The sequence below is a fragment of the Flavobacterium pokkalii genome, from assembly GCF_014596575.1.
Lineage (GTDB): Bacteria > Bacteroidota > Bacteroidia > Flavobacteriales > Flavobacteriaceae > Flavobacterium > Flavobacterium pokkalii.
Genome location: NZ_NASZ01000003.1, coordinates 247557 through 267390 on the forward strand (window position 1 = coordinate 247557; position 19834 = coordinate 267390).

19 protein-coding genes are annotated in these 19834 nt (G+C 33.6%); 8 read left to right on the plus strand and 11 right to left on the minus strand.

The features are described 5' to 3' along the window. A complete protein-coding gene (locus B6A10_RS04075) occupies positions 1–1149 on the plus strand; it encodes a sensor histidine kinase (RefSeq protein WP_188219810.1) in 1149 nt (382 codons plus the stop codon). Between the two features lie 25 nt (positions 1150–1174). Here B6A10_RS04075 and B6A10_RS04080 read toward each other — a convergent pair whose 3' ends face one another. The 3 genes from B6A10_RS04080 to greA all read right to left on the minus strand — a co-directional run bounded on the left by B6A10_RS04080 (position 1175) and on the right by greA (position 3344). Beyond that, positions 1175–2347, minus strand: a complete 1173-nt coding sequence (locus B6A10_RS04080) for a transglutaminase domain-containing protein (protein WP_188219811.1) — start codon at positions 2345–2347, stop codon at positions 1175–1177. Positions 2348–2413: 66 nt separating this feature from the next. Beyond that, the gene (locus B6A10_RS04085) at positions 2414–2803 is read right to left on the minus strand and encodes an HIT family protein (protein WP_188219812.1); all 390 of its coding nucleotides are present in this window, start codon (positions 2801–2803) and stop codon (positions 2414–2416) included. 64 nt (positions 2804–2867) lie between these two features. Next, positions 2868–3344 (minus strand): transcription elongation factor GreA, encoded by a 477-nt coding sequence (gene greA / locus B6A10_RS04090; RefSeq protein WP_055094242.1) that lies wholly within the window; start codon positions 3342–3344, stop codon positions 2868–2870. Between the two features lie 161 nt (positions 3345–3505). Between greA and B6A10_RS04095 the strand changes: the two genes are divergently transcribed. Beyond that, positions 3506–3937, plus strand: a complete 432-nt coding sequence (locus B6A10_RS04095; RefSeq protein WP_188219813.1) for a Rieske (2Fe-2S) protein — start codon at positions 3506–3508, stop codon at positions 3935–3937. A 55-nt stretch (positions 3938–3992) separates the two neighbouring features. Here B6A10_RS04095 and B6A10_RS04100 read toward each other — a convergent pair whose 3' ends face one another. The 5 genes from B6A10_RS04100 to B6A10_RS04120 form a co-directional block, all read right to left on the minus strand. Further along, positions 3993–6212, minus strand: a complete 2220-nt coding sequence (locus B6A10_RS04100) for a TonB-dependent receptor (RefSeq protein WP_188219814.1) — start codon at positions 6210–6212, stop codon at positions 3993–3995. A 279-nt stretch (positions 6213–6491) separates the two neighbouring features. Then, positions 6492–6893, minus strand: coding sequence for an alternative ribosome rescue aminoacyl-tRNA hydrolase ArfB (gene arfB, locus B6A10_RS04105; RefSeq protein ID WP_188219815.1), 402 nt, complete (start codon positions 6891–6893; stop codon positions 6492–6494). A 3-nt stretch (positions 6894–6896) separates the two neighbouring features. Beyond that, positions 6897–8516: a DUF4301 family protein gene (locus tag B6A10_RS04110; RefSeq protein ID WP_188219816.1), complete on the minus strand. Its 1620-nt coding sequence runs from the start codon at positions 8514–8516 to the stop codon at positions 6897–6899. Positions 8517–8537: 21 nt separating this feature from the next. Further along, complete coding sequence (gene pnuC / locus B6A10_RS04115) at positions 8538–9161, minus strand: nicotinamide riboside transporter PnuC (protein ID WP_188219817.1); 624 nt, start codon at positions 9159–9161, stop codon at positions 8538–8540. A gap of 3 nt (positions 9162–9164) precedes the next feature. Then, positions 9165–9896, minus strand: coding sequence for a geranylgeranylglyceryl/heptaprenylglyceryl phosphate synthase (locus tag B6A10_RS04120; protein WP_188219818.1), 732 nt, complete (start codon positions 9894–9896; stop codon positions 9165–9167). 93 nt (positions 9897–9989) lie between these two features. On the opposite strand from B6A10_RS04120, the gene B6A10_RS04125 reads away from it, so the two are divergent. From B6A10_RS04125 to B6A10_RS04135, 3 genes are all read left to right on the plus strand, one after another. Further along, positions 9990–10586, plus strand: coding sequence for a Crp/Fnr family transcriptional regulator (locus B6A10_RS04125; protein ID WP_188219819.1), 597 nt, complete (start codon positions 9990–9992; stop codon positions 10584–10586). Between the two features lie 74 nt (positions 10587–10660). After that, positions 10661–10942, plus strand: coding sequence for a hypothetical protein (locus B6A10_RS04130; RefSeq protein WP_188219820.1), 282 nt, complete (start codon positions 10661–10663; stop codon positions 10940–10942). Continuing rightward, positions 10943–11338, plus strand: a complete 396-nt coding sequence (locus B6A10_RS04135) for a group III truncated hemoglobin (protein WP_188219821.1) — start codon at positions 10943–10945, stop codon at positions 11336–11338. A gap of 36 nt (positions 11339–11374) precedes the next feature. On the opposite strand, the gene B6A10_RS04140 is transcribed toward B6A10_RS04135, so the two are convergent. After that, the gene (locus B6A10_RS04140) at positions 11375–12019 is read right to left on the minus strand and encodes a hypothetical protein (RefSeq protein ID WP_055094221.1); all 645 of its coding nucleotides are present in this window, start codon (positions 12017–12019) and stop codon (positions 11375–11377) included. A 55-nt stretch (positions 12020–12074) separates the two neighbouring features. Further along, complete coding sequence (locus B6A10_RS04145) at positions 12075–12707, minus strand: 4'-phosphopantetheinyl transferase family protein (RefSeq protein ID WP_188219822.1); 633 nt, start codon at positions 12705–12707, stop codon at positions 12075–12077. Between the two features lie 254 nt (positions 12708–12961). Between B6A10_RS04145 and ahcY the strand changes: the two genes are divergently transcribed. Continuing rightward, positions 12962–14278: an adenosylhomocysteinase gene (gene ahcY, locus B6A10_RS04150; RefSeq protein WP_055094217.1), complete on the plus strand. Its 1317-nt coding sequence runs from the start codon at positions 12962–12964 to the stop codon at positions 14276–14278. A gap of 69 nt (positions 14279–14347) precedes the next feature. Here ahcY and B6A10_RS04155 read toward each other — a convergent pair whose 3' ends face one another. Further along, positions 14348–14839 (minus strand): hypothetical protein, encoded by a 492-nt coding sequence (locus B6A10_RS04155; protein ID WP_188219823.1) that lies wholly within the window; start codon positions 14837–14839, stop codon positions 14348–14350. 116 nt (positions 14840–14955) lie between these two features. Here B6A10_RS04155 and B6A10_RS04160 point away from each other — a divergent pair, with 116 nt between their 5' ends. Continuing rightward, positions 14956–16674, plus strand: coding sequence for a tetratricopeptide repeat protein (locus B6A10_RS04160; RefSeq protein ID WP_188219824.1), 1719 nt, complete (start codon positions 14956–14958; stop codon positions 16672–16674). 82 nt (positions 16675–16756) lie between these two features. Then, positions 16757–19564: an outer membrane beta-barrel protein gene (locus B6A10_RS04165; protein ID WP_188219825.1), complete on the plus strand. Its 2808-nt coding sequence runs from the start codon at positions 16757–16759 to the stop codon at positions 19562–19564. Positions 19565–19834: the final 270 nt, after the last annotated feature.

A 19834-nucleotide genomic window follows, 5' to 3' on the forward strand; every position in this document is an offset into this window, starting at 1 on the left:
ATGCAATTTTCTGATAAAAGAAGTACCGGAAGGTGGATTCTTATATTCGCTTCATTTCTTATTATTTCCTTAATCCTTTGGAACACTTATACTTTTTTTCAGATTTTTAAAAATGAAGAACGTTTAAAGATGAATCTTTTGGCAAAAGCCCAAAAAACACTCATCAATGCCGATGAAAATACCGATGTAGAACTTCCGTTGCAAATTTTCAACAACAACACTTCTATTCCGGTGATTCTTACCGAAAACGACAGCATTATTAACACCCTCAACATCGACGAACATATTGTAAAAGACAAGGAAAAAGCCAGGGCTTTTTTAGCCGGATTAAAAAGAGAAAACGAGCCGATTATTATTGAATATGCGCCTAATAAATTCCAAAAATGGTACTATGGCAACTCGGCTTTACTCAATAAATTGAAATATTATCCTATTGCTCTGCTTTTGATTATTTTCCTGTTCTCGGCATTGATTTATTATTTTTACCGCAGTACCAAAATTGCCACTCAAAACAAACTTTGGGCGGGAATGGCTAAGGAAACCGCACATCAAATAGGCACACCGCTTTCTTCCTTAATTGGCTGGGTAGAAATTTTAAAAACCGAAAACATTGATGAAACCACCACTTCAGAAATTGAAAAAGACATCAATCGTTTGCAAACCATTACCGAGCGTTTTTCAAAAATTGGATCGGAACCGGTTTTAGAAAAAGTCGATATTATCGAAAGCACGCTTCAAACTTACAACTATTTGCAATCGCGATTTTCCAAACAAATTGAATTTTCATTTGAAAGTCCAAAATCAAATATTTACACCTTACTCAACCCTACTTTGCACAGCTGGACGATAGAAAACCTCATCAAAAATGCTATCGATGCCATGAAAGGAAAAGGCAAAATAGCTGTCAGCATTCAGGAGGATTCAGAAACCGTAAAAATCAACGTTTCTGACACCGGAATCGGAATTCCTAAAAACCAATTCAACACCATTTTTGAACCCGGTTTCACCACCAAAAAAAGAGGTTGGGGGCTTGGACTTTCGTTAACCAAACGCATTGTAAAAGAATACCACAAAGGCAATATTAAAGTGCTGCATTCGGAACTGGGAAAAGGAACTACAATGCAAATCAGTTTCAAAAAACTAGTTTAAATAAGCTTTTTTATTTTAAAACATTTTAGTTCAATGGTATTCCAAACCAAGACACTCTCGAGAACATTGTCTTTCGCATCAATTTAGACTTACTCAAATACTCCTTTACAAAGGATGCATGTTCGTCTGCTAAAATCAAGTTTTGAGCAATACTATTTTTTATTGAATTTACATTAGCAGTGTTATCACTACCCACCATAACCAATTTAAAAACATCATTTTGACATTTTAACAATTTCTCTCTCGGAGTCTGAATCATTTGACTAATTTTCTCATCAGAGAAAGTGGGTTTAAATTTTTTATTCCTGTACATTATAAAGTCATTTAATAGTAATACCGCCTCATTAAGTTCAGCTACAATGCTATTAATTTTCTCTACATTGGTATTTTGCATTGCAGTACTCCACTGACTCTTCTTAACATTATATGATTCTAAAATCATAGCATTTTTTATCCCATTTTTTTCAATTCTTTCAGCCGTTTCAAATAACTGATCATTTTCTGATTTTTTTAAATAAAGTTCTATCTCCTTCTCAAAATCAAAATATTTTTTTGTCTTATCTAATTGAATTTTACCTGCATAAAATTCTTCATTAGTAATAGGATAGTTCAAAAATTGCCATAAATAATCAAACGGCATATGTGAGGCAATTATTTTGGAAGGCTCCGCTTTAAAATAAGTATTGTTTAACTTCTTTACAAATTTTCCATTAGTTACACCTCCGGCGCCCCAAGTAGGATCAAACACAAACCACTTATTTTCAATTTGAGCCGCACACCAGGCATGAGATAAATTAGCTACCTTTCCATTCTGTTTGGTATAACCCTGAATTATTTGGCATTTAATTCCAATTTTATTTGAAATATCATTGAAAACTTCGGCATAGTGAATACAAACTCCTTTCTTAGTTTTTAAAGTATTTTCTATTTTCTCCTGAGAAGATTGTAATTGATTTGGCTCAAACATATTGGGCACATCATAAGAAATATTAGTAGCCGTCCAATAAAAAACCGCCCGAATTTTTTCGGTATCTGTTTTAAAACTATCCGATATAAATTTTGCGATTCCGGTTGTTGAAGAACTCAACTCAACGGGGATTCTAGAAATTTTATTATCAATATCAGTATACCCCGTTTTTGTTTGCCCAACACTTAAAACAGATAAGAACAGGAATATAAAAGGAACAAATTTTCTCATATTGGTTCAGTTTTTATATAAAAAAACACGAACAAATTCGTGCTTCTTTTTATACTATTGAATAGATTAAAGATTCGCTCTGATTTCCTGAGCTAAATTTTCAAATTCTTCCTGGCTCATAGCTACCTTTTTCTGAAAGCGAATGTCTTCCATGCTGTTTAGCGGAATCAAATGCACATGAGCATGCGGCACTTCTATACCAATAACCGAAATGGCAATTCGGTTACAAGGAACGGTTTTTTCGATAGCCTTAGCTACTTTTCTTGAAAACTGCATCAAACCCAGATAAACTTCTTCGTCCAAATCAAAAATCTTATCAACTTCCGCTTTTGGAATACACAAAGTATGTCCTTTTGCATTTGGATTAATATCTAAAAACGCAAAATAATTCTCGTCTTCAGCGATTTTATAACATGGAATTTCTCCGTTTACTATTTTGGTGAATATAGAACTCATAGTTTATTCGTTTATTTGATTCATCGTTTAACCGATTTTAACGATTAAACGGTTAAACTAAAATTTACTCTCTGGTAATTTCCAAAATTTCGAATTTCAATTTTCCGTTAGGCACCGTAATTTCCGCTACTTCACCAACTGATTTCCCAAGCAATCCTTTCCCTATAGGAGAAGTTACCGAAATTTTTCCGGATTTTAAATCGGCTTCACTTTCAGCAACTAATGTATATTTCATTTCCATGCCATTGGCCTGGTTTTTTATCTTTACACTGGATAAAACCAACACTTTGGACAAGTCTAATTGTGATTCATCAATCAATCTTGCATTAGCATATAACTCTTCCAGTTTAGAAATTTTCATCTCTAATAATCCCTGAGCTTCTTTAGCAGCATCGTATTCTGCATTTTCAGACAAATCACCTTTATCACGGGCTTCAGCAATGTCCTGAGACGCTTTTGGACGCATTACTGCTTTTAAATAATCTAACTCTTCCTTTAACTTTTTTAATCCCTCGGCAGTATAATAAGATACGTTACTCATAATTTCATCGTTTATATAAATACAAAAAATCCCATCGGAACGGGATTTCTTTCCACAAAGATACTATATTTTTTTATAGTATATAATTATATGTTAACCATATATTATTTCAAATGTAAATAAATTAAATTTGTTTCAACAATACTTTTACAAATTAAAACATGAAAAAAATCATCACACTTTTTACTATTTGTCTCTTATTTTTTTCCTGTTCTGACAATGGTTTTAAGAACAATAATCCCTATATCCCAAACTATAATTTTTCAACAACCTTAAATTTGGCATTTTATCAAAACCTCACTTATCCAGGTGGTGTCATTTACTATTCGGGTGTTGATGTAGGTCCTAAAGGAGTTTTCATCATTAATACTTCCGGAACTAATTACAATGCATTTGATGCTGCTTGTCCTAATCAATCTTCAACTAGTTGCACTAACAGATTAACTTTAGATACTGATAAAATATCTTTAAAATGCAGTTGTGGCAATGAAAAATACAATTTATATACCGGACAAAGCAATCTTCAATATCCTCTAAAACAATATCGTGTTGAAATAAGCGGGGACAGAAAATACATTACGATTTATAACTAAAAAAGCGGGCTGAAAATTTAAATTTTCAGCCCGCTTTGAATATAAAAACTACAAATTAAAACTTCAAGGTCAACCCAGCTAGGAAATTAGCTCCGGCCTGCGGATAATAATACACATAACCTCCTCCATAATCGGCTCCATTAGAAATGTATTTTCTATTAGCAAAATTATTAGCCAACACGCTTATACTGATTGATTCAAAAACGCTTTTTGGGAAAATAGTATAAACCACATTAAAATCATTTACAAAATAATCTTTCAACTTACCCTGACCGTCATTAATATTATTCATATACTGACTCCCCACAAATTTTGACAATAAATTCAATTGTAAATTTTCAATTGGTAAAAACAGCACGCTATTTGCTGCAATTAATTTTGGCGAAAAAGCAATATTGGTATTTCCTAATCCAATTAAGTCCGTTCCGTCTTCCAAAACAAAATCGATATTTTTATTATCACTCAAAGTAAAATTAGGAGCGATTGACCATTTTTTATCCAATTGAAATCTCGCATCTACTTCCAAACCTAAACGGTAACTTTTACCTACGTTTGTTCTAATTGGGTTTCCTACATTATCCAATTCTCCTGTTAGCACCAACTGGTCTTTGTATAGCATATAAAATCCATTCAGATTGATTTGTGCTTTAGGCGCCACAAATCGCCAACCTAATTCAAAATCATTTAATTGCTCTGGCTTTACACTTCCGCCTTCATAATCAGTTCTGTTGGGTTCACGATTCGCTCTGGCATACGAAAAATAAATCGCATTAGCATTATCAACGGTATAAGTCAAACCTGCTTTAGGATTAAAGAAATTGAAATTATCATTTACAATCCCTGTCTCAGGACTATTGGCTTTGTAATGTACATTGCGATATTGTAAATCAGCAAAGAAGTTCAAGCTTGGTAAAAGTTGGTAATTTACTTTGGCAAAAACATTCACATCATTCTTAGTCGCTTTATTATAATCTCTGATATCACCCGCTTGAATGGTTGATGGATATTGCAACCATAATAATTCGGTAAAATGTGCTCCTTCATAACGATTGGCTCCACCTCCTACAATTACATTCAGTTTTTCATCTGTATAATTCGCTGAAAAAGTTGTCCCGTAAAAATCATTATCCAACCATTTTCTTCTGGTGTAATCGGTTGAAGAGATGGTTTGTCCGTCAACAACAATTGGATCTAAACCTAAAAATGAATATTGTGCATCCTCGGCATAATACAAATTGGTATACTTCCAATCATCTACATATTCTTCGTAATAGCCTTTTCCTTTGGTATAATGGAAAGCCAAATTGGTATTCCATTTATCTGAAAGTTTTTCATTCCAATGCAATTGTGCATGATCCTGGTTGTAATTATCTACCTGATCTTTATAAAATCCCTGAAAATTACCATCATTATCAAATATTTCTCCAACAGAATTATACTCTCTGTCCACAGCCATCGTAGCTGCATCTATTCCGTTCCAGGATTGATACGTTCTTTCTTTTCCACCAAAAACCAAGGCTTTGATTAAAGTAGTTTTACCCACATAAGTTCCCTGTAAAAAGTACGATTTTAAATCAGAAGAAGCTCTGTCCACATAACCATCCGATTTTAAAGTGGATAAACGTCCGGCAATTTCAAAATGATCATTCATCAAACCAGTACTGAATTTCACAGTGTGTTTGTGCGAATTAAAACTTCCGAAAGAATTCGAAATCTCACCACTGCTTTTTTTCGAATAAGAATCCGTCAACATGTTCAAACTCGCTCCAAAAGCACCCGAACCATTTGTTGAAGTTCCTACTCCGCGTTGCAATTGTAAACTTTGTAATGAAGAAGCAAAATCAGGCATATTTACCCAAAAAGTCCCATGACTTTCAGCATCGTTATACGGAATTCCATTAATCGTCACATTCACACGGGTAGCATCACTTCCTCGCACGCGAATTCCTGTATAACCAAAACCATTTCCAGCATCTGAAGTAGTCACCACCGACGGCATATAATTCATCAAAATCGGAATATCCTGACCTAAATTGCGCGGTGCAATATCCTTTTTGTCTAAATCAGAAAAACTTACCGGCGTTTTAGAAGTAACGCGAACAGCTGAAACCAGTACTACATCCAGTTGATTTACCTGAGTACTGTCTTTTTGTTTTTGCTGAGCAAATGAAAAAAGAGAATAGAAAACAGAAAATAGAGAATAGAAAATTGATTTTTTGTTGCACTTAAAACCTTTGCAACTTTGCAACTTTGTTACTTGAAAAAAAGTTTTCATCCGTAATTTTTTTTTACGAATAAAAGGGGGAATTATTCTTTTTGTTAATGTAATAAATAGATTTGTTCAACTGACAAACTCATGATTTTCTACATGAATTCATCTTAATTTCCCTTAGCAACATTACTCGCTCAGGTTCGTTGGGTATGATCTCAGCTCGTTATTTAGAGCACCCCTTTGAGACGGTGCAAAGATAAAAAGAATTAAGATAAAAGTATCAAGTACAAAGATTTTTGATTCATCAGATTATTTTAACACTTAATTCCCTAACTCTTAATACTAAAAATCAGGCTTTCTTCTAGATTTTTTCAAGTCAGAAAGACTTTTTTTATCCTTAATTCGTTTTCTAATTACCGATTTTGGAACTTTGGTAGCCTTTCTGATTTTTGGAACAACTAATGTTTTTTTGATGAGTTCCAAGAAACGTTTTATAACTATTTCTTTATTTTTAAGTTGGCTCCTGTCTTCATCACAATTGAGAATCAAAATCAAATCTCCGGTCAATCTGGAAGCTAAATTTATTTCTAACAATGCTTTTTCTTCTTCTGACAAAGCCTGAGAATTTTTCAAATCGAATGACAATACAACTTTCGACGAAACCTTATTCACGTTTTGTCCGCCGGCTCCACTGCTGCGAACCGCCTTGAATTGTAACTCGGATATGATTTTTTGAATTTCCACTTTTTATAAGGACTGATGTGCTTCTTTTAATAAATCATTGACGGTTTTCACCGGATTAAAGGTAATCAAAGGTACTTCAACAAAAACGGTTAACCAATTGGCCATAGCTCCATTCCATAATCCCGGTAATTCATAACCTTTAATATCTTTTCCCTGATAATTTTTTTCTACAATAAACCCAGCATTTTCATCAACAAACTGATGTAAATCAAACTTTTCATTTTTATAATTTTTGGTTGCACAAACCAAATCCACCGGATTAAAATGCGTGGCATTCGCCATAATTTTAGCCTGCTTTTTATTCGTTAAATCCACTTGTGAAGATTCAACAATTTGTAAAGAAGCTCCTTTTCCTCCATTTTTCACCCAAAAAGGGCCACCACCCGGTTCGCCTTCATTGATTACCATTCCGCACACTCTGATTGGTCGGTCTAAAATTTCTCTTAACACCTTGATTTTATTTTCAAAAGTATATAAATCAAAATCAGCTTTTACACTAACATTCAACTTCGTTTTCAGGAAATTTTTAATCTCTTCGATTTGTTTATCATCAATGGTGTACAAATCCATGAGATTCAAACAGGCAAAAATTTCCTGCTGCAATTCCAGCAAAATTCCGGCTAAAGCTTTTTTATACAATGCAATAGTTTCATTATTATGCAAAATCACATTGTCGATATTTTTGATAAAAATGATATCGGCATCCAAACGATTCAAATTGCCAATTAAAGCTCCATGTCCGCCAGGTCGAAAAAGTAATTTACCATCTTCGGTTCTAAACACCTTATCATTCATATTCACCGCAATCGTGTCGGTACTTCTATCCTGATAGGAATAACTGACTTCAATACTGGTATGTGCTTCTTTCTCAACATTACTTCTTACTTCATTAATAATTTGTTCAAATTGCGTTTGATGTGATTCAGAAACGGTAAAATGCAGATAGGATTTTCCAATGGTTGTGGAATAATACCCGCACTCGTACAAGTGTTCTTCAATTGGAGTAGCAATTCGCGTGGCATATTTATGAAAAGGCAAAATTCCTTTAGGTTTGGAAGCAAAATCAAAATAATCTGCATCCAACATGAATTTTATAAAATAATAATTTTTATAATCCCGTGAAAGTGAATCAAAATCCTGAATTTCTTCTTTCAGTTTTTTATAAATAATTTCAAAAAAAGGCAACTTTTCCATACCCACTAAAAAAACAGGTAGTTTGCTGTCTTTCTTTCTATTGATATAAGCGTTGATAGTCTCCTTTTCGATATTAAAATCATTCAAAAAAGCTGTCAAAAACTTAAACATTCTGGTAGCAGCTCCTGAAGCCGGAACAAATTTCAATAATTTTAAGTCTGATTTATGTTCGTCAAAAAAATGCGCTTTTTCAACAAAATCTTCATTAGTCAATTTCAAAATTCCGTTGCCCACAGTTGCCGCATCCAGCAATTCCATCTTAGCAATCCCTTTCTTAAAAATAGCAAGCTGTTTTTTTATAGCATTTATCGAAACACCATGTTCATTGATTTGCTCCAAATCCTGTTCAGACAAGCCCATACTTTTTATTTTTTTTAAATCATCAACTGACTTTGATTTCTCTACTATTGAAATTCCTCTTTCATCCATATTATTCCAGAAATATTATTCTTAACAAACTGTCTCTTGATCACTTAAAATTTTCTTCCATTCTAAATAAGCTGAAACAGCCAAAATTGTAAAAATTAAATATTGAAAAGATAACATCCCCAGTCCACGATAAGCGTATAAAGGTGTCGCTATAAAGTCACCTACAATCCAAAGTGTCCAATTCTCAATTTTTTTCTTCGCCATATACCACATTCCTGTAAAGAACAGACCTGCAGTAAAAATATCGATATAATTATCTTTTTTAATTTCGTAATCAAAAAAAGTATAAATGCAGAAAACTACGATTATTGTTAGAAAAAACAATGCAATTCCTATTATTTTTTCTTTAATATTAGTTCTCGTTATAGGAAAATCATCTGTTTGATTACCATTTTTAACCCAATAATACCAGCCATAGATACTCATTATAGCAAAATATCCATTGACTAACATGTCCCCCAAATAACCCGCAAGATACAGCAAATAAGTGGTAATAGCTGTAGCAATTAATCCTATGGGGTAAACCCAAATATTTTCTTTTTTAGCAAACCAAACACTCAAAATACCACATACAAAGGCTATAAACTCCAATACAATGTGGTATGTTGGAACATTTTTATAGGCATCCAGAAAAAACGCTATCATTTACTATTTTATTGAAAAATTAAAAAAATTATTATCTCTTTCAAAAGCTGTTCCTATCACCACCAAATCCGCTCCGGAATCATAAGCCTTTTGAATTCCTATTTGATCTGTAATTCCACCACCTACAATAAGAGGAATGTTAGTGTTTTGAGCGACCAACTTAATGATCTCCTGCGAAACGGCTTTTTGAGCACCGCTTCCGGCTTCTAAATAAATCAATTTATTCCCTAACATTTCCCCTGCCAAAGCCGTTGCCAATACTAAATCTAAATTATTGCTATCCAAAGGCTTGGTTTGACTCACACGTTCTACAGCGGTTTGCGAGCCACTTTCAATTAAAATGTATCCTGTTGGAATAATTTCAAGTTGCATTTTTTTTAAAATCGGAGCTGCTTTTACCTGATGACCAATTAAATAATCCGGGTTTCGACCAGATAACAAAGACAAAAATAAAATTCCGTCGGCATGATTGGAAATTTGTGAAGCATCGCCTGGAAAAAGCACAACTGGTAACGTACAGTGTTTTTTTATTTGCTGAATTAAGGTATCAAGAATACTGTTCCCAACCAGACTTCCGCCAATAAAAACATGAGTAGCCGGGGATTGATTAATCTTTTCAATTAAGGCCGTTACATTTTCTAAAACTATTTTATCTGGATCCAAAAGTATTGCTAATAACTTCTTATTTGTTTCCTTAGCAGTTAGTATTTCCTTGTATATTGTTGCTTTTTTCATCTCTGAGGTAAAAGTAAAAAGTTTTTACAGCACAAGAACCATTTTGAAAGAATTATATTTGTTTTCTACAAAAACCTTAAAAATTTCCTAACTATGATTGCAATTGATTTGCTCGAAGAATATGGCGGAATTAAAAAAAACTACAAAAGCGGCGAACTCATTTTTGAAGAAAATAGTTTGGCTTTACAGTATTTCCAAATCATTTCGGGCGAAGTAAAAATGAATAATTATAACGAAGAAGGCAAGGAATTCATTCAGGGAATTTTCTATGAAAACCAATGTTTTGGCGAACCTCCCTTGTTTATTGAACAAGTTTATCCCGCCAACGCTGTTGCTGTTACTAACACCGAATTGATTGTGATTACCAAAAACCAATTATTGGATTTGCTGCAAAATCATTCAGATATTAGTTTAAAATTCATCAAAAATCTTTCCCAACGATTGTATTACAAATCGGTAATGGCAGCTGAAATTTCCTCACAGGATCCCGAACATCGCATTTTAAGACTAATTGATTATTCGATAAAACAATTGAATTTCAAGAAAGAAACGGCCGGTTTTCATATTCATTTTACCCGCCAGCAAATAGCCGATTTAACCGGATTGCGGGTAGAAACCGTAATCAGAGCCATTAAATCACTGGAGAAAAAAGGCGATTTGAAAATAATTAACCGAAAAGTGTACCGATAATTTCGTTTTATGATTTAAGTCATAAAATATGACCTGGAAGCCGTCGTAACTTTGTGTTATTAAAACAAATTATTATGACACTTTACAACCATACCTTCGAAAAATTTGACTCTAATTATTTTGCATCAGCAACTTTAAGTATCTTGGTACAAAGCTGTTTAGGAGGTGCTGCAGCAATGGCTGTATTAGCCAACGGAACTTCGTTAACACAAATGATTCAACTGGTGCTTGTAGTATTTATTTCAATGTTAGCGAATACTTCTATTTTAGCACAAATGAAACACAAAGTTGTTTTTAATGCCGTTTTGTTAAGCATGATTTCAAGCGTATTCTTCATCATTATAAACAATTTATAAATGAAAAAAGACATTGAAAACAGAGCTGATATTTCGGTTCTAATACATCAATTTTATGATCAAATAAGGGCTGATGAAGAAATTAGCCCTTATTTTAACGAACTCATTGCTGACTGGGACTCCCACCTAGAAAAGCTAATTGATTTTTGGGAAACTAATTTATTCGGCATCCGTAAATACAAAGGCAATCCAATTGCCGTTCATAACAAAGTAGACGAATATTTTAATAGTCAAATTAGCGCTAACGAATTTGGTATTTGGCTGAACTATTGGTTCCAAACTTTAGACAGTCTTTTTGAAGGTCAAAATGTAGAAATCCTGAAATACAGAGCCAGAAGAATGGGCACTAATATTTACATTAATATGTTTAGAAACCGAATTGTTTCAGCGCAATAATTTGACAACTTTTAAAAAGTTGTCAAATTTTAATTTTCAATCTTCAATATAAAAATCTCTTTCTATTGAATCCATTCTCTTTACATATTCTATATGCGAATATGTAAAATTATCAACATCATCAAAATAACTTAAAACTTCTTTTTTGAATAATTTAGTTTCTTTTTCAGAAATTAAATTATGATAGGATGACCATTTCCAATCTCTAAAATCCTTAACGAGACTGTGCTTTTGCGCATTCGTATTTATATAACAGGTCAATTCTCTTAAATAATTTTCTTCTTCCACCCTTACTCTTTTAAAAGGTGTTTGAAAAAGAGTACCTACTCTGCTATTTTCTTTATTAAAAGCCATAGCATAGCTTTGAAAAAACTTCTTAAATTGATTACTTATAATATCATGTGTTGTTGATGATTCATTTGATTTTTTAAAATTTGACAACTTTTCAAAAGTTGTCAAATCTGTCAAATCATTTATTTTTATCAAAAAATGAAAATGATTACCTAACAAACAATAAGCATATATTTTAATGTAATTTGAAAGGTATTTATCAAATTGTCGAATAAAAAAATGATAATTTCTATCAGACAAAAACATTGGTTTTCTATCTATACTTCTATTATAGACATGATAAATTCCATTGTTTTCAAAACGAGTAAAATAATGTTCTGTTTTTGCCATTATTATTCATTTTGTTTGTGAGATTTGACAACTTTTTGAAAGTTGTCAAATCTGTCTATTTCTCTAAAGCATACACTAAAGTAAAATTTTCCACTTCTTCAAAAAAGATTTGGAACTCTTTATTCCAACCCGAAAAATGAAGATTTGCTAAAGTTTCCGTCTGATTCAAATCGAATGCATTTACAGCAATATGATCTTTAAAACTGATTCCTTTTTCGTTTTGAATTTTAAAAATTGCTTCTTTGGCTCCCCAAATTACCGTTAATTTCCGAATATACTCTGCGGTTTCTTCGCGGTTTAAATATTGAAATTCGGCATCGCAAAATTTATCGGCAATTCGAATAATTTTCTCCCTTTGCAATTCTATATCGATTCCTACGACCTCATCACTAACAATAATTGACGAAAATTGATGCGAATGCGTGATTGAAATATGCTTTCCATCATGCAAATGTGGTTTTCCAAAGGCATCATAATACAAATCAAAATCGGTATAACCAGCTTCTTCCAACAGTTTACGTACACTCAGAAATCCGCGTTGGTGCATTTCGGATTTCATATTACTAATGCGTTCCTGACACACCGGATTTAAACGAACTTCCTGAACCAATTGCTCAAAAGATTCGGTTATTTTCCAAATATAAATGTGCGTCGTAGCATTAAATTCTATCTTCTTGAATAAAGGCATTCTTCTAGGTTGTGATTTGTTAGATGCAACTTTCGCTCTGAATACTTTTAGCCCTGACAGTAACGACATCCTTTCCTGCCGGGGTTCGGTTGGAAAGATACAGTGAATGGCAGGATTAGCTTCTAAAAAACATTCTTAAACTAAAGTTCTAAATATTAAGACCTTAAACAATTCATAAATATTTTAGAAATTAGTTTAATTCTAAAGTTATTACGTAAATTTGCAAAAAATTTATAATTACAAATATACTATAAATGAGTACTACAACAATTCCATATGTACCATACAAAGTTAAAGACATTGCTTTGGCTGAATGGGGAAGAAAAGAAATTCAATTAGCTGAAGCTGAAATGCCAGGATTAATGGCAATTCGTGAAGAATACGGTCCTTCTCAGCCATTAAAAGGTGCTAGAATTGCAGGATGTTTACACATGACTATCCAAACTGCAGTTTTAATCGAAACTTTGGTTGCTTTAGGAGCCGAAGTTACCTGGTCTTCTTGTAACATTTTCTCTACTCAGGATCATGCTGCTGCTGCTATTGCTGCTGCAGGAATTCCGGTTTATGCCTGGAAAGGCCTTAACGAAGAAGAATTTGACTGGTGTATTGAGCAAACATTATTCTTTGGTGAAGACAGAAAACCATTGAACATGATTTTAGATGATGGTGGAGACTTAACTAATATGGTTTTTGACCGTTACCCTGAATTAACAAAAGACATCAAAGGACTTTCTGAAGAAACTACTACAGGAGTTCACCGTTTATACGAAAGAATGAAAAACGGAACTTTAGTAATGCCTGCAATCAACGTAAATGATTCTGTTACTAAGTCTAAATTTGATAACAAATACGGATGTAAAGAGTCGGCTGTTGATGCTGTACGTCGTGCTACAGACGTGATGTTAGCTGGAAAAAGAGTGGTTGTTTGCGGATACGGTGACGTTGGTAAAGGGACAGCTGCTTCTTTCCGTGGAGCTGGTTCTATCGTAACTGTTACTGAAATCGACCCAATCTGTGCTTTACAAGCTGCAATGGACGGTTATGAAGTAAAACGTTTAGATACTGTAGTTGATAACGCAGATATCATCATCACTACAACGGGTAACTTTAACATTGTAAGAGGAGAGCACTTCTTAAAAATGAAAGATAAAGCTATCGTTTGTAATATTGGACACTTCGATAACGAAATTGACATGGCTTGGCTGAATACTAACTACGGTGCAACTAAATCAGAAGTTAAACCCCAAGTTGATATTTATAACGTAGAAGGAAAAGAAATTATCATCCTTGCTGAAGGACGTTTGGTAAATTTAGGATGTGCAACTGGTCACCCATCGTTTGTAATGTCTAACTCATTCTCAAACCAAACTTTAGCTCAAATTGAACTTTGGAATAACTCAGCTGCTTACGGAAACGAAGTATATATGTTACCAAAACATTTAGATGAAAAAGTTGCTGCTTTACACCTTAAAAAATTAAGTGTAGAATTGGAAGTACTTTCTCAAGAACAAGCTGATTATATTGGTGTTGCTGTTGAAGGCCCATTCAAACCGGAATATTACAGATACTAGTATTAAGTAATTAGTATCAAGTATTAAGATAGAACCCTTACAGAAATGTGAGGGTTTTTTTATACGAAATTAATATTTCTCAAAAGTTAAATATGAAACTATTTCATTATTAAACTTTTTCACGAATACAATCTTAGTATTTGTTTCCATAACAGATTGCCACTCTCCTTCAATTTTCAAAAGATCATTTGGAGAAACAAAACTTAATGCAATAAAACAACCAAATTCTAAGACTTCTTGAGAAGGATTGTAACTAATAATTTTTTGATAAACAGACCAAATACCCTCATATTTATTTGCTTGATAATTAACCTCAACTTTTCCAGAATTAACATTTAAAACATCTTCATTTTTATTGAATTTAAAAACATAGGAAGAATAAAGACTGGTCTCTTCTAATCCATTATTGCTAAAAAAAGTAATTTTCCAAGTTGAAGCATTCAATTTTGTGCTTAAAGCATAAGGGACGACTCCGCCCGAATGTTCATAATCATCAAGTCCACTTGCGTCAGTCCCACAAGAATACGACACTAATAACAATATTAAAACCAACTTTTTCACGACAAAAAAATCAATAATTCACTCCTTAAAGTTACAAAATAAAAAAATCAAAAAACATATAATTATTTGATTTAAAGCTTATTTGACTTAAATTTGAATAGCCAAATTCAGAAATCATGAGAACTATTTTAAAAATAATAATAGTCTGTGTTTTATTTTTTTCTTGTAAAAAAGAAACCTCTGAAAAAGAGAAAATCGTTGCAGGAAAAAACAGTTTAAGTTGTGCTCCTGCTACTACCGATACTAAATGGTTTGAAACCGATAACAAAGCACCTCTTTTTGATGGCTTGGATATTATCCACTTTCCAATATCTACTAAAAATACTGAAGCTCAAAAATATTTCAATCAGGGATTAGCCCTTGCCTACGGTTTTAATCATGCAGAAGCAGCACGCTCATTCTATTATGCTACAAAATTAGATCCGCAATGCGCCATGTGTTTTTGGGGATATGCCTATGTGCTAGGTCCTAATTACAATGCCGGAATGGAACCAGATAATTACGAACGGGCATACAAAGCCATTCAAACTGCGATTCAACTTTCAGATAAGGCTACTACCAAAGAAAAAGCATTAATTATGGCTTTATCCAAAAGATATGTTTCCAAACCAGTAGAAGATCGAAGTTCTTTAGACAAAGCTTATTCTGAGGCTATGAAAAAAGTTGCAGCAAATTATCCTGATGACGATGATATTGCAGCCATTTATGTCGAATCGATAATGGATTTACATCCTTGGGACTTGTATGAGAAAAATGGAACTCCAAAAAAATGGACTCCTGAAATCGAATCCTTATTAACAAAAATACTAGCTCGAAACCCCAAACATATTGGCGCCAATCATTTCTATATCCATGCCGTAGAAGCGTCCAATTCTCCCGAAAGAGGCAATCAGTCTGCTAAATTGTTTGACGAAGGCCTTGTTCCCGGCTCAGGACATCTGATTCACATGCCTTCTCATATTTACATCAGAACCGGTGAATATCATAAAGGCACAGTTGCCAATATAAACGCCGTCAAAAAAGACAGCAGTTATGTAACTTTATGCCACGCACAGGGAGCTTATCCGCTGGCTTACTATCCGCACAATTATCATTTTATGGCTGCTTGCGCTACATTAGAAGGAAATTACAAATGGGCAATGCTGGCCGCCAACAAAACCTCTGAACTTGTACATCCTAAAACTATGATTGAACCCGGATGGTCAACGCTGCAACATTATTATGTAATCCCCTATTTTGTAGCTGTAAAATTTGGAAAATGGAACGAAATTCTAAAAATGAAATTAGTATCAGACACCTTAAAATATCCGTTAGCTATTTCTCATTATGCAAAAGGCATGGCATATCTTGGTAAAAAAGATTTTACAAAAGCCAAAGCCGAATTGGTCAAACTCGAAATTTTAGCCAATGATCCCTCCATGAAAAAAATGACCATTTGGGAACTTAACTCCATGTATGATATTCTGCAAATTGCAACTAAGGTTCTTAAAGGAGAAATTTTAGCTTCTGAAAAAAAATACGACCAAAGTATTTCACTACTTGAAAAAGCTATAAAAACAGAAGACAATCTCAACTACAACGAACCTCCGGATTGGTTTTTCTCGGTAAGACATCATTTAGGAGCTGTTCAAATTGAAGCCAAAAAATATAACGAAGCCATCAAAACCTACGAAATAGATCTCAAACAATTCCCAAACAACGGATGGGCGCATCAAGGATTAAAATTAGCTTATGAAAAATTAGGCAAACAAAATTTAGCCAAAGAAATAGACCGTAAAATAACCAAAAGCTGGGCCACAGCAGATATTAAAATAGCCACCTCAAGAATCAAATAAGCCCCAATAAATATAATTTTTACACTTTTAATTAAACCTTTCCGGTTAATTAACATCTTATGTTAAGTTTAACCAAATTATTATGTGTAAATATTTATCATTTCTGTTCTTATTATGCTTTCCTTTTTTAGCATCGGCTCAGGGCAGCTACATCTTAAAAGGAAAAGTACTCAACATCAACAACCAACTTCCGCTGGAATCGGCAACTGTATACATTACAACCGTAAAAGATTCTACAGTTTTAGAATACACTTTAACCGATAAAAACGGAGACTTCAATTTTGCTGCGAAGAAAAACGACAAACCTGTATTTTTGAAAGTCACTTACATGGGATTTGACACTTTTATCGAAGAACAAAAAGGAATTACATCTAATAAAGATTTTAACAACATCTATCTTTCTGAATCAGTTAACACATTGAACGAAGTAACCGTAAAAGGCGAAGATCCTCCTATTAGAATTAAAAATGACACCATAGAATTCAAGGCTTCCTTATTCAAAACACGTCCGGATGCTAACGTAGAAGCTCTTTTAAAACAACTTCCCGGAATTGAAGTGGATAGCGACGGGAAAATTACCGCTAATGGTAAGGAAGTTACACAGGTTTTAGTGAACGGCAAACCTTTCTTTGACCGTGATGGTGCTATGGCTTTAAAAAATCTTCCTGCAGAAATCATTAATAAAGTTCAAATTTCTGATTTTAAAACTAAAAAAGAAGAATATTCTAAAGACCAGGCTGCTTCAGACAATTCCAGTATCAACCTGACGATTGATGAAGATAAAAACAAAGGTTATTTTGGAAAATTCATGGGTGGTTATGGTACTGACGACCGCTATGAATCCAGTTTTATTCTGAATTATTTTAACAATAAACGAAAAATAAGTCTGCTAGGTTCTTCTAACAATATTAATGCACAGGGATTTTCGCAGGACGAAGTTTTTGACAACATGGGCGGCGGAAGAAACAGCCGCGGATCAACCGTAAACAGAAGTCAGGCGAATGGAATCACTACATCCAATTTACTTGGTTTTAACTATTCTGACGAATTAATCAAAAATTTTAATTCTAATGCAAGTTATAACTATGCAGATGCCCATACTGAAAACAAACACTATTCTGAATCAACTGAGTTACGTCCGGATGGTAATTCCTATTTTACCGTTTCCGATTCCAAAACAGACAGCAGAAACAGCAGCCACAAAGCCAATGTAGAATTAGAATACAAAATATCACCAACGGTACGATTATTTGTTGCTCCCAGATTCAACACCTCTATTACCGAAAGCAATCCGGAATCCAGCAGTAGCAGTACTAATTTAACAGATGATAGTCTTGCTAATGACGCCTCTTCAAAATCTGCTAACAGAAGTGAATCGAACAGTTTTAGCAACTCGATTAACTTCAATAAATCTTTTGAGAAAAAAGCCCGAAATTTAAGCTTCGTATTCAATAACAACAATTCGAATTCGAATTCGAATAACTTCATAGAATCTGAAACAAATTTCTACACGACCAACAGACAGATTCTAAGAGACCAAAACATTAAAAACAGAAGTGTTAGCGATTCTTATTCTGCCGAAATTGAATATACCGAACCCGTAACCGATTCCATTCGATTTAAAATTGGAGTAGAATACAATTACCAAAACAACATTAACGATAATAAAACTTTTGATGATATCGGAAACGATGTTTACACCAATATTAACGAAGATCAAACAACCTTTTTGACTTCTAAACAAAATAGTATTGTTCCAAAAACAGGGATTCGTTTTCAAAAAAACAAATTCACTTTTGACATCAATTCATCAGCCTCTATCTTACAATACGACAACCATTCGTTTTACAAAGGAAATGCCATCGATTTGAATCAAAAATACATATTACCAAGCAATGCTTTACAAATTCGATACCGAGCAGATCGTTCTAAAAATTTGACTTTTAGATACAACTACGATCAATCGTTACCTTCGGCATCCCAATTGCTGCCAATTCAAAACGTATCCAACACTTTAAATACTGTTACCGGAAATCCGGATTTGAATCCTACAGAAACCCATAGTGCAAGATTAAACTATAGAAATTTTGATTTCCGCACCCGTTCCGGATACAACTTTTATTTGAATGCCAATTATAACAAAAACGATGTTATTAGCACTTCTATTTACAATACTGATAACAGCCGTACCACAACTTACACTAATATTTCAGGAACCTATTCCTTTTCCGGAGGTGGTAGTTGGAATAAATCTATCAAACAGGAATCTAATTTATTGAGATACGGAATTGCCTTAAACGCAAATTATAATTTCGACAAAGGATTCACCAATGGCGTTTTATACGGAGCTACTTCCAAAGGAATTACACCAAGAATCTATTTAAATTATGATTATGGCGAATTTTTCACTGTCGCTCCTTCTTATAATTTCTCTTATAATGAAACCGATTATGATATCAGTTCGCTTAAATCAAGATCCAATGTAGTACACCGAATTAATCTGCAAACAACATCATATTGGCCAACCAATTGGATTTGGGGGAATGATTTTGGTTACACTTACAACTCCATCAATCAAAGTTTCTACTTATGGAATACCAGTTTATCATACACTTTCTTAAACAAAACCTTTGTTGCCAAGGTAAAAGTTTATGACATTTTAAACCAAAACCAAAGTATCACCCGAAGCATTTCATCAACGGCAGTTACTGACAACTACAATACGGTTTTACAACGCTATGCAATGTTCTCACTTACTTATAAAATTCAAAACTTCTCAGGAACACAAAAAGCTCCCGGAAGAAACAACCGTAACATGGAAGGCATGGACAGAGGCAATCGCCCACCGGGAGGATTTGGTGGCGGCAGACCCGGAGGCCCAATGGATTAAGCTGCTATAATTATTAATTCAGTTTTCAACGATAAATCCCCTTGTTTTAAATGAAAACAAGGGGATTTGTTATTTGTACCAACTTCTGAAAAAAACGGCAAATTGTTTATTAAAACTATTATTCCTTACTTTAAAAACCTGTCTTAAACCTGACACAAAAAATGTTTTAAACTTTAGCTGGTGACCCAGGATTCATATCTGTAGCCTTCTGAGCCGTAATCAGATACGCTATTAAAATACAACTAAACTATTTACCCTCATTCATTTTTA

Excerpts from the sequence above, each read along its gene's own strand:
- B6A10_RS04135 (WP_188219821.1), top strand. The coding sequence starts at position 10,943 with ATGAAAAAAGACATTGAAAACAGAGCTGATATTTCGGTTCTAATACAT.
- B6A10_RS04075 (WP_188219810.1), top strand. The coding sequence starts at position 1 with ATGCAATTTTCTGATAAAAGAAGTACCGGAAGGTGGATTCTTATATTC.
- B6A10_RS04110 (WP_188219816.1), bottom strand. The coding sequence starts at position 8,516 with ATGGATGAAAGAGGAATTTCAATAGTAGAGAAATCAAAGTCAGTTGAT.
- B6A10_RS04100 (WP_188219814.1), bottom strand. The coding sequence starts at position 6,212 with ATGAAAACTTTTTTTCAAGTAACAAAGTTGCAAAGTTGCAAAGGTTTT.
- pnuC (WP_188219817.1), bottom strand. The coding sequence starts at position 9,161 with ATGATAGCGTTTTTTCTGGATGCCTATAAAAATGTTCCAACATACCAC.
- B6A10_RS04130 (WP_188219820.1), top strand. The coding sequence starts at position 10,661 with ATGACACTTTACAACCATACCTTCGAAAAATTTGACTCTAATTATTTT.
- B6A10_RS04125 (WP_188219819.1), top strand. The coding sequence starts at position 9,990 with ATGATTGCAATTGATTTGCTCGAAGAATATGGCGGAATTAAAAAAAAC.
- B6A10_RS04120 (WP_188219818.1), bottom strand. The coding sequence starts at position 9,896 with ATGAAAAAAGCAACAATATACAAGGAAATACTAACTGCTAAGGAAACA.
- greA (WP_055094242.1), bottom strand. The coding sequence starts at position 3,344 with ATGAGTAACGTATCTTATTATACTGCCGAGGGATTAAAAAAGTTAAAG.
- B6A10_RS04085 (WP_188219812.1), bottom strand. The coding sequence starts at position 2,803 with ATGAGTTCTATATTCACCAAAATAGTAAACGGAGAAATTCCATGTTAT.
- ahcY (WP_055094217.1), top strand. The coding sequence starts at position 12,962 with ATGAGTACTACAACAATTCCATATGTACCATACAAAGTTAAAGACATT.
- B6A10_RS04160 (WP_188219824.1), top strand. The coding sequence starts at position 14,956 with ATGAGAACTATTTTAAAAATAATAATAGTCTGTGTTTTATTTTTTTCT.
- B6A10_RS04140 (WP_055094221.1), bottom strand. The coding sequence starts at position 12,019 with ATGGCAAAAACAGAACATTATTTTACTCGTTTTGAAAACAATGGAATT.
- B6A10_RS04165 (WP_188219825.1), top strand. The coding sequence starts at position 16,757 with ATGTGTAAATATTTATCATTTCTGTTCTTATTATGCTTTCCTTTTTTA.
- B6A10_RS04080 (WP_188219811.1), bottom strand. The coding sequence starts at position 2,347 with ATGAGAAAATTTGTTCCTTTTATATTCCTGTTCTTATCTGTTTTAAGT.
- B6A10_RS04145 (WP_188219822.1), bottom strand. The coding sequence starts at position 12,707 with ATGCCTTTATTCAAGAAGATAGAATTTAATGCTACGACGCACATTTAT.
- B6A10_RS04095 (WP_188219813.1), top strand. The coding sequence starts at position 3,506 with ATGAAAAAAATCATCACACTTTTTACTATTTGTCTCTTATTTTTTTCC.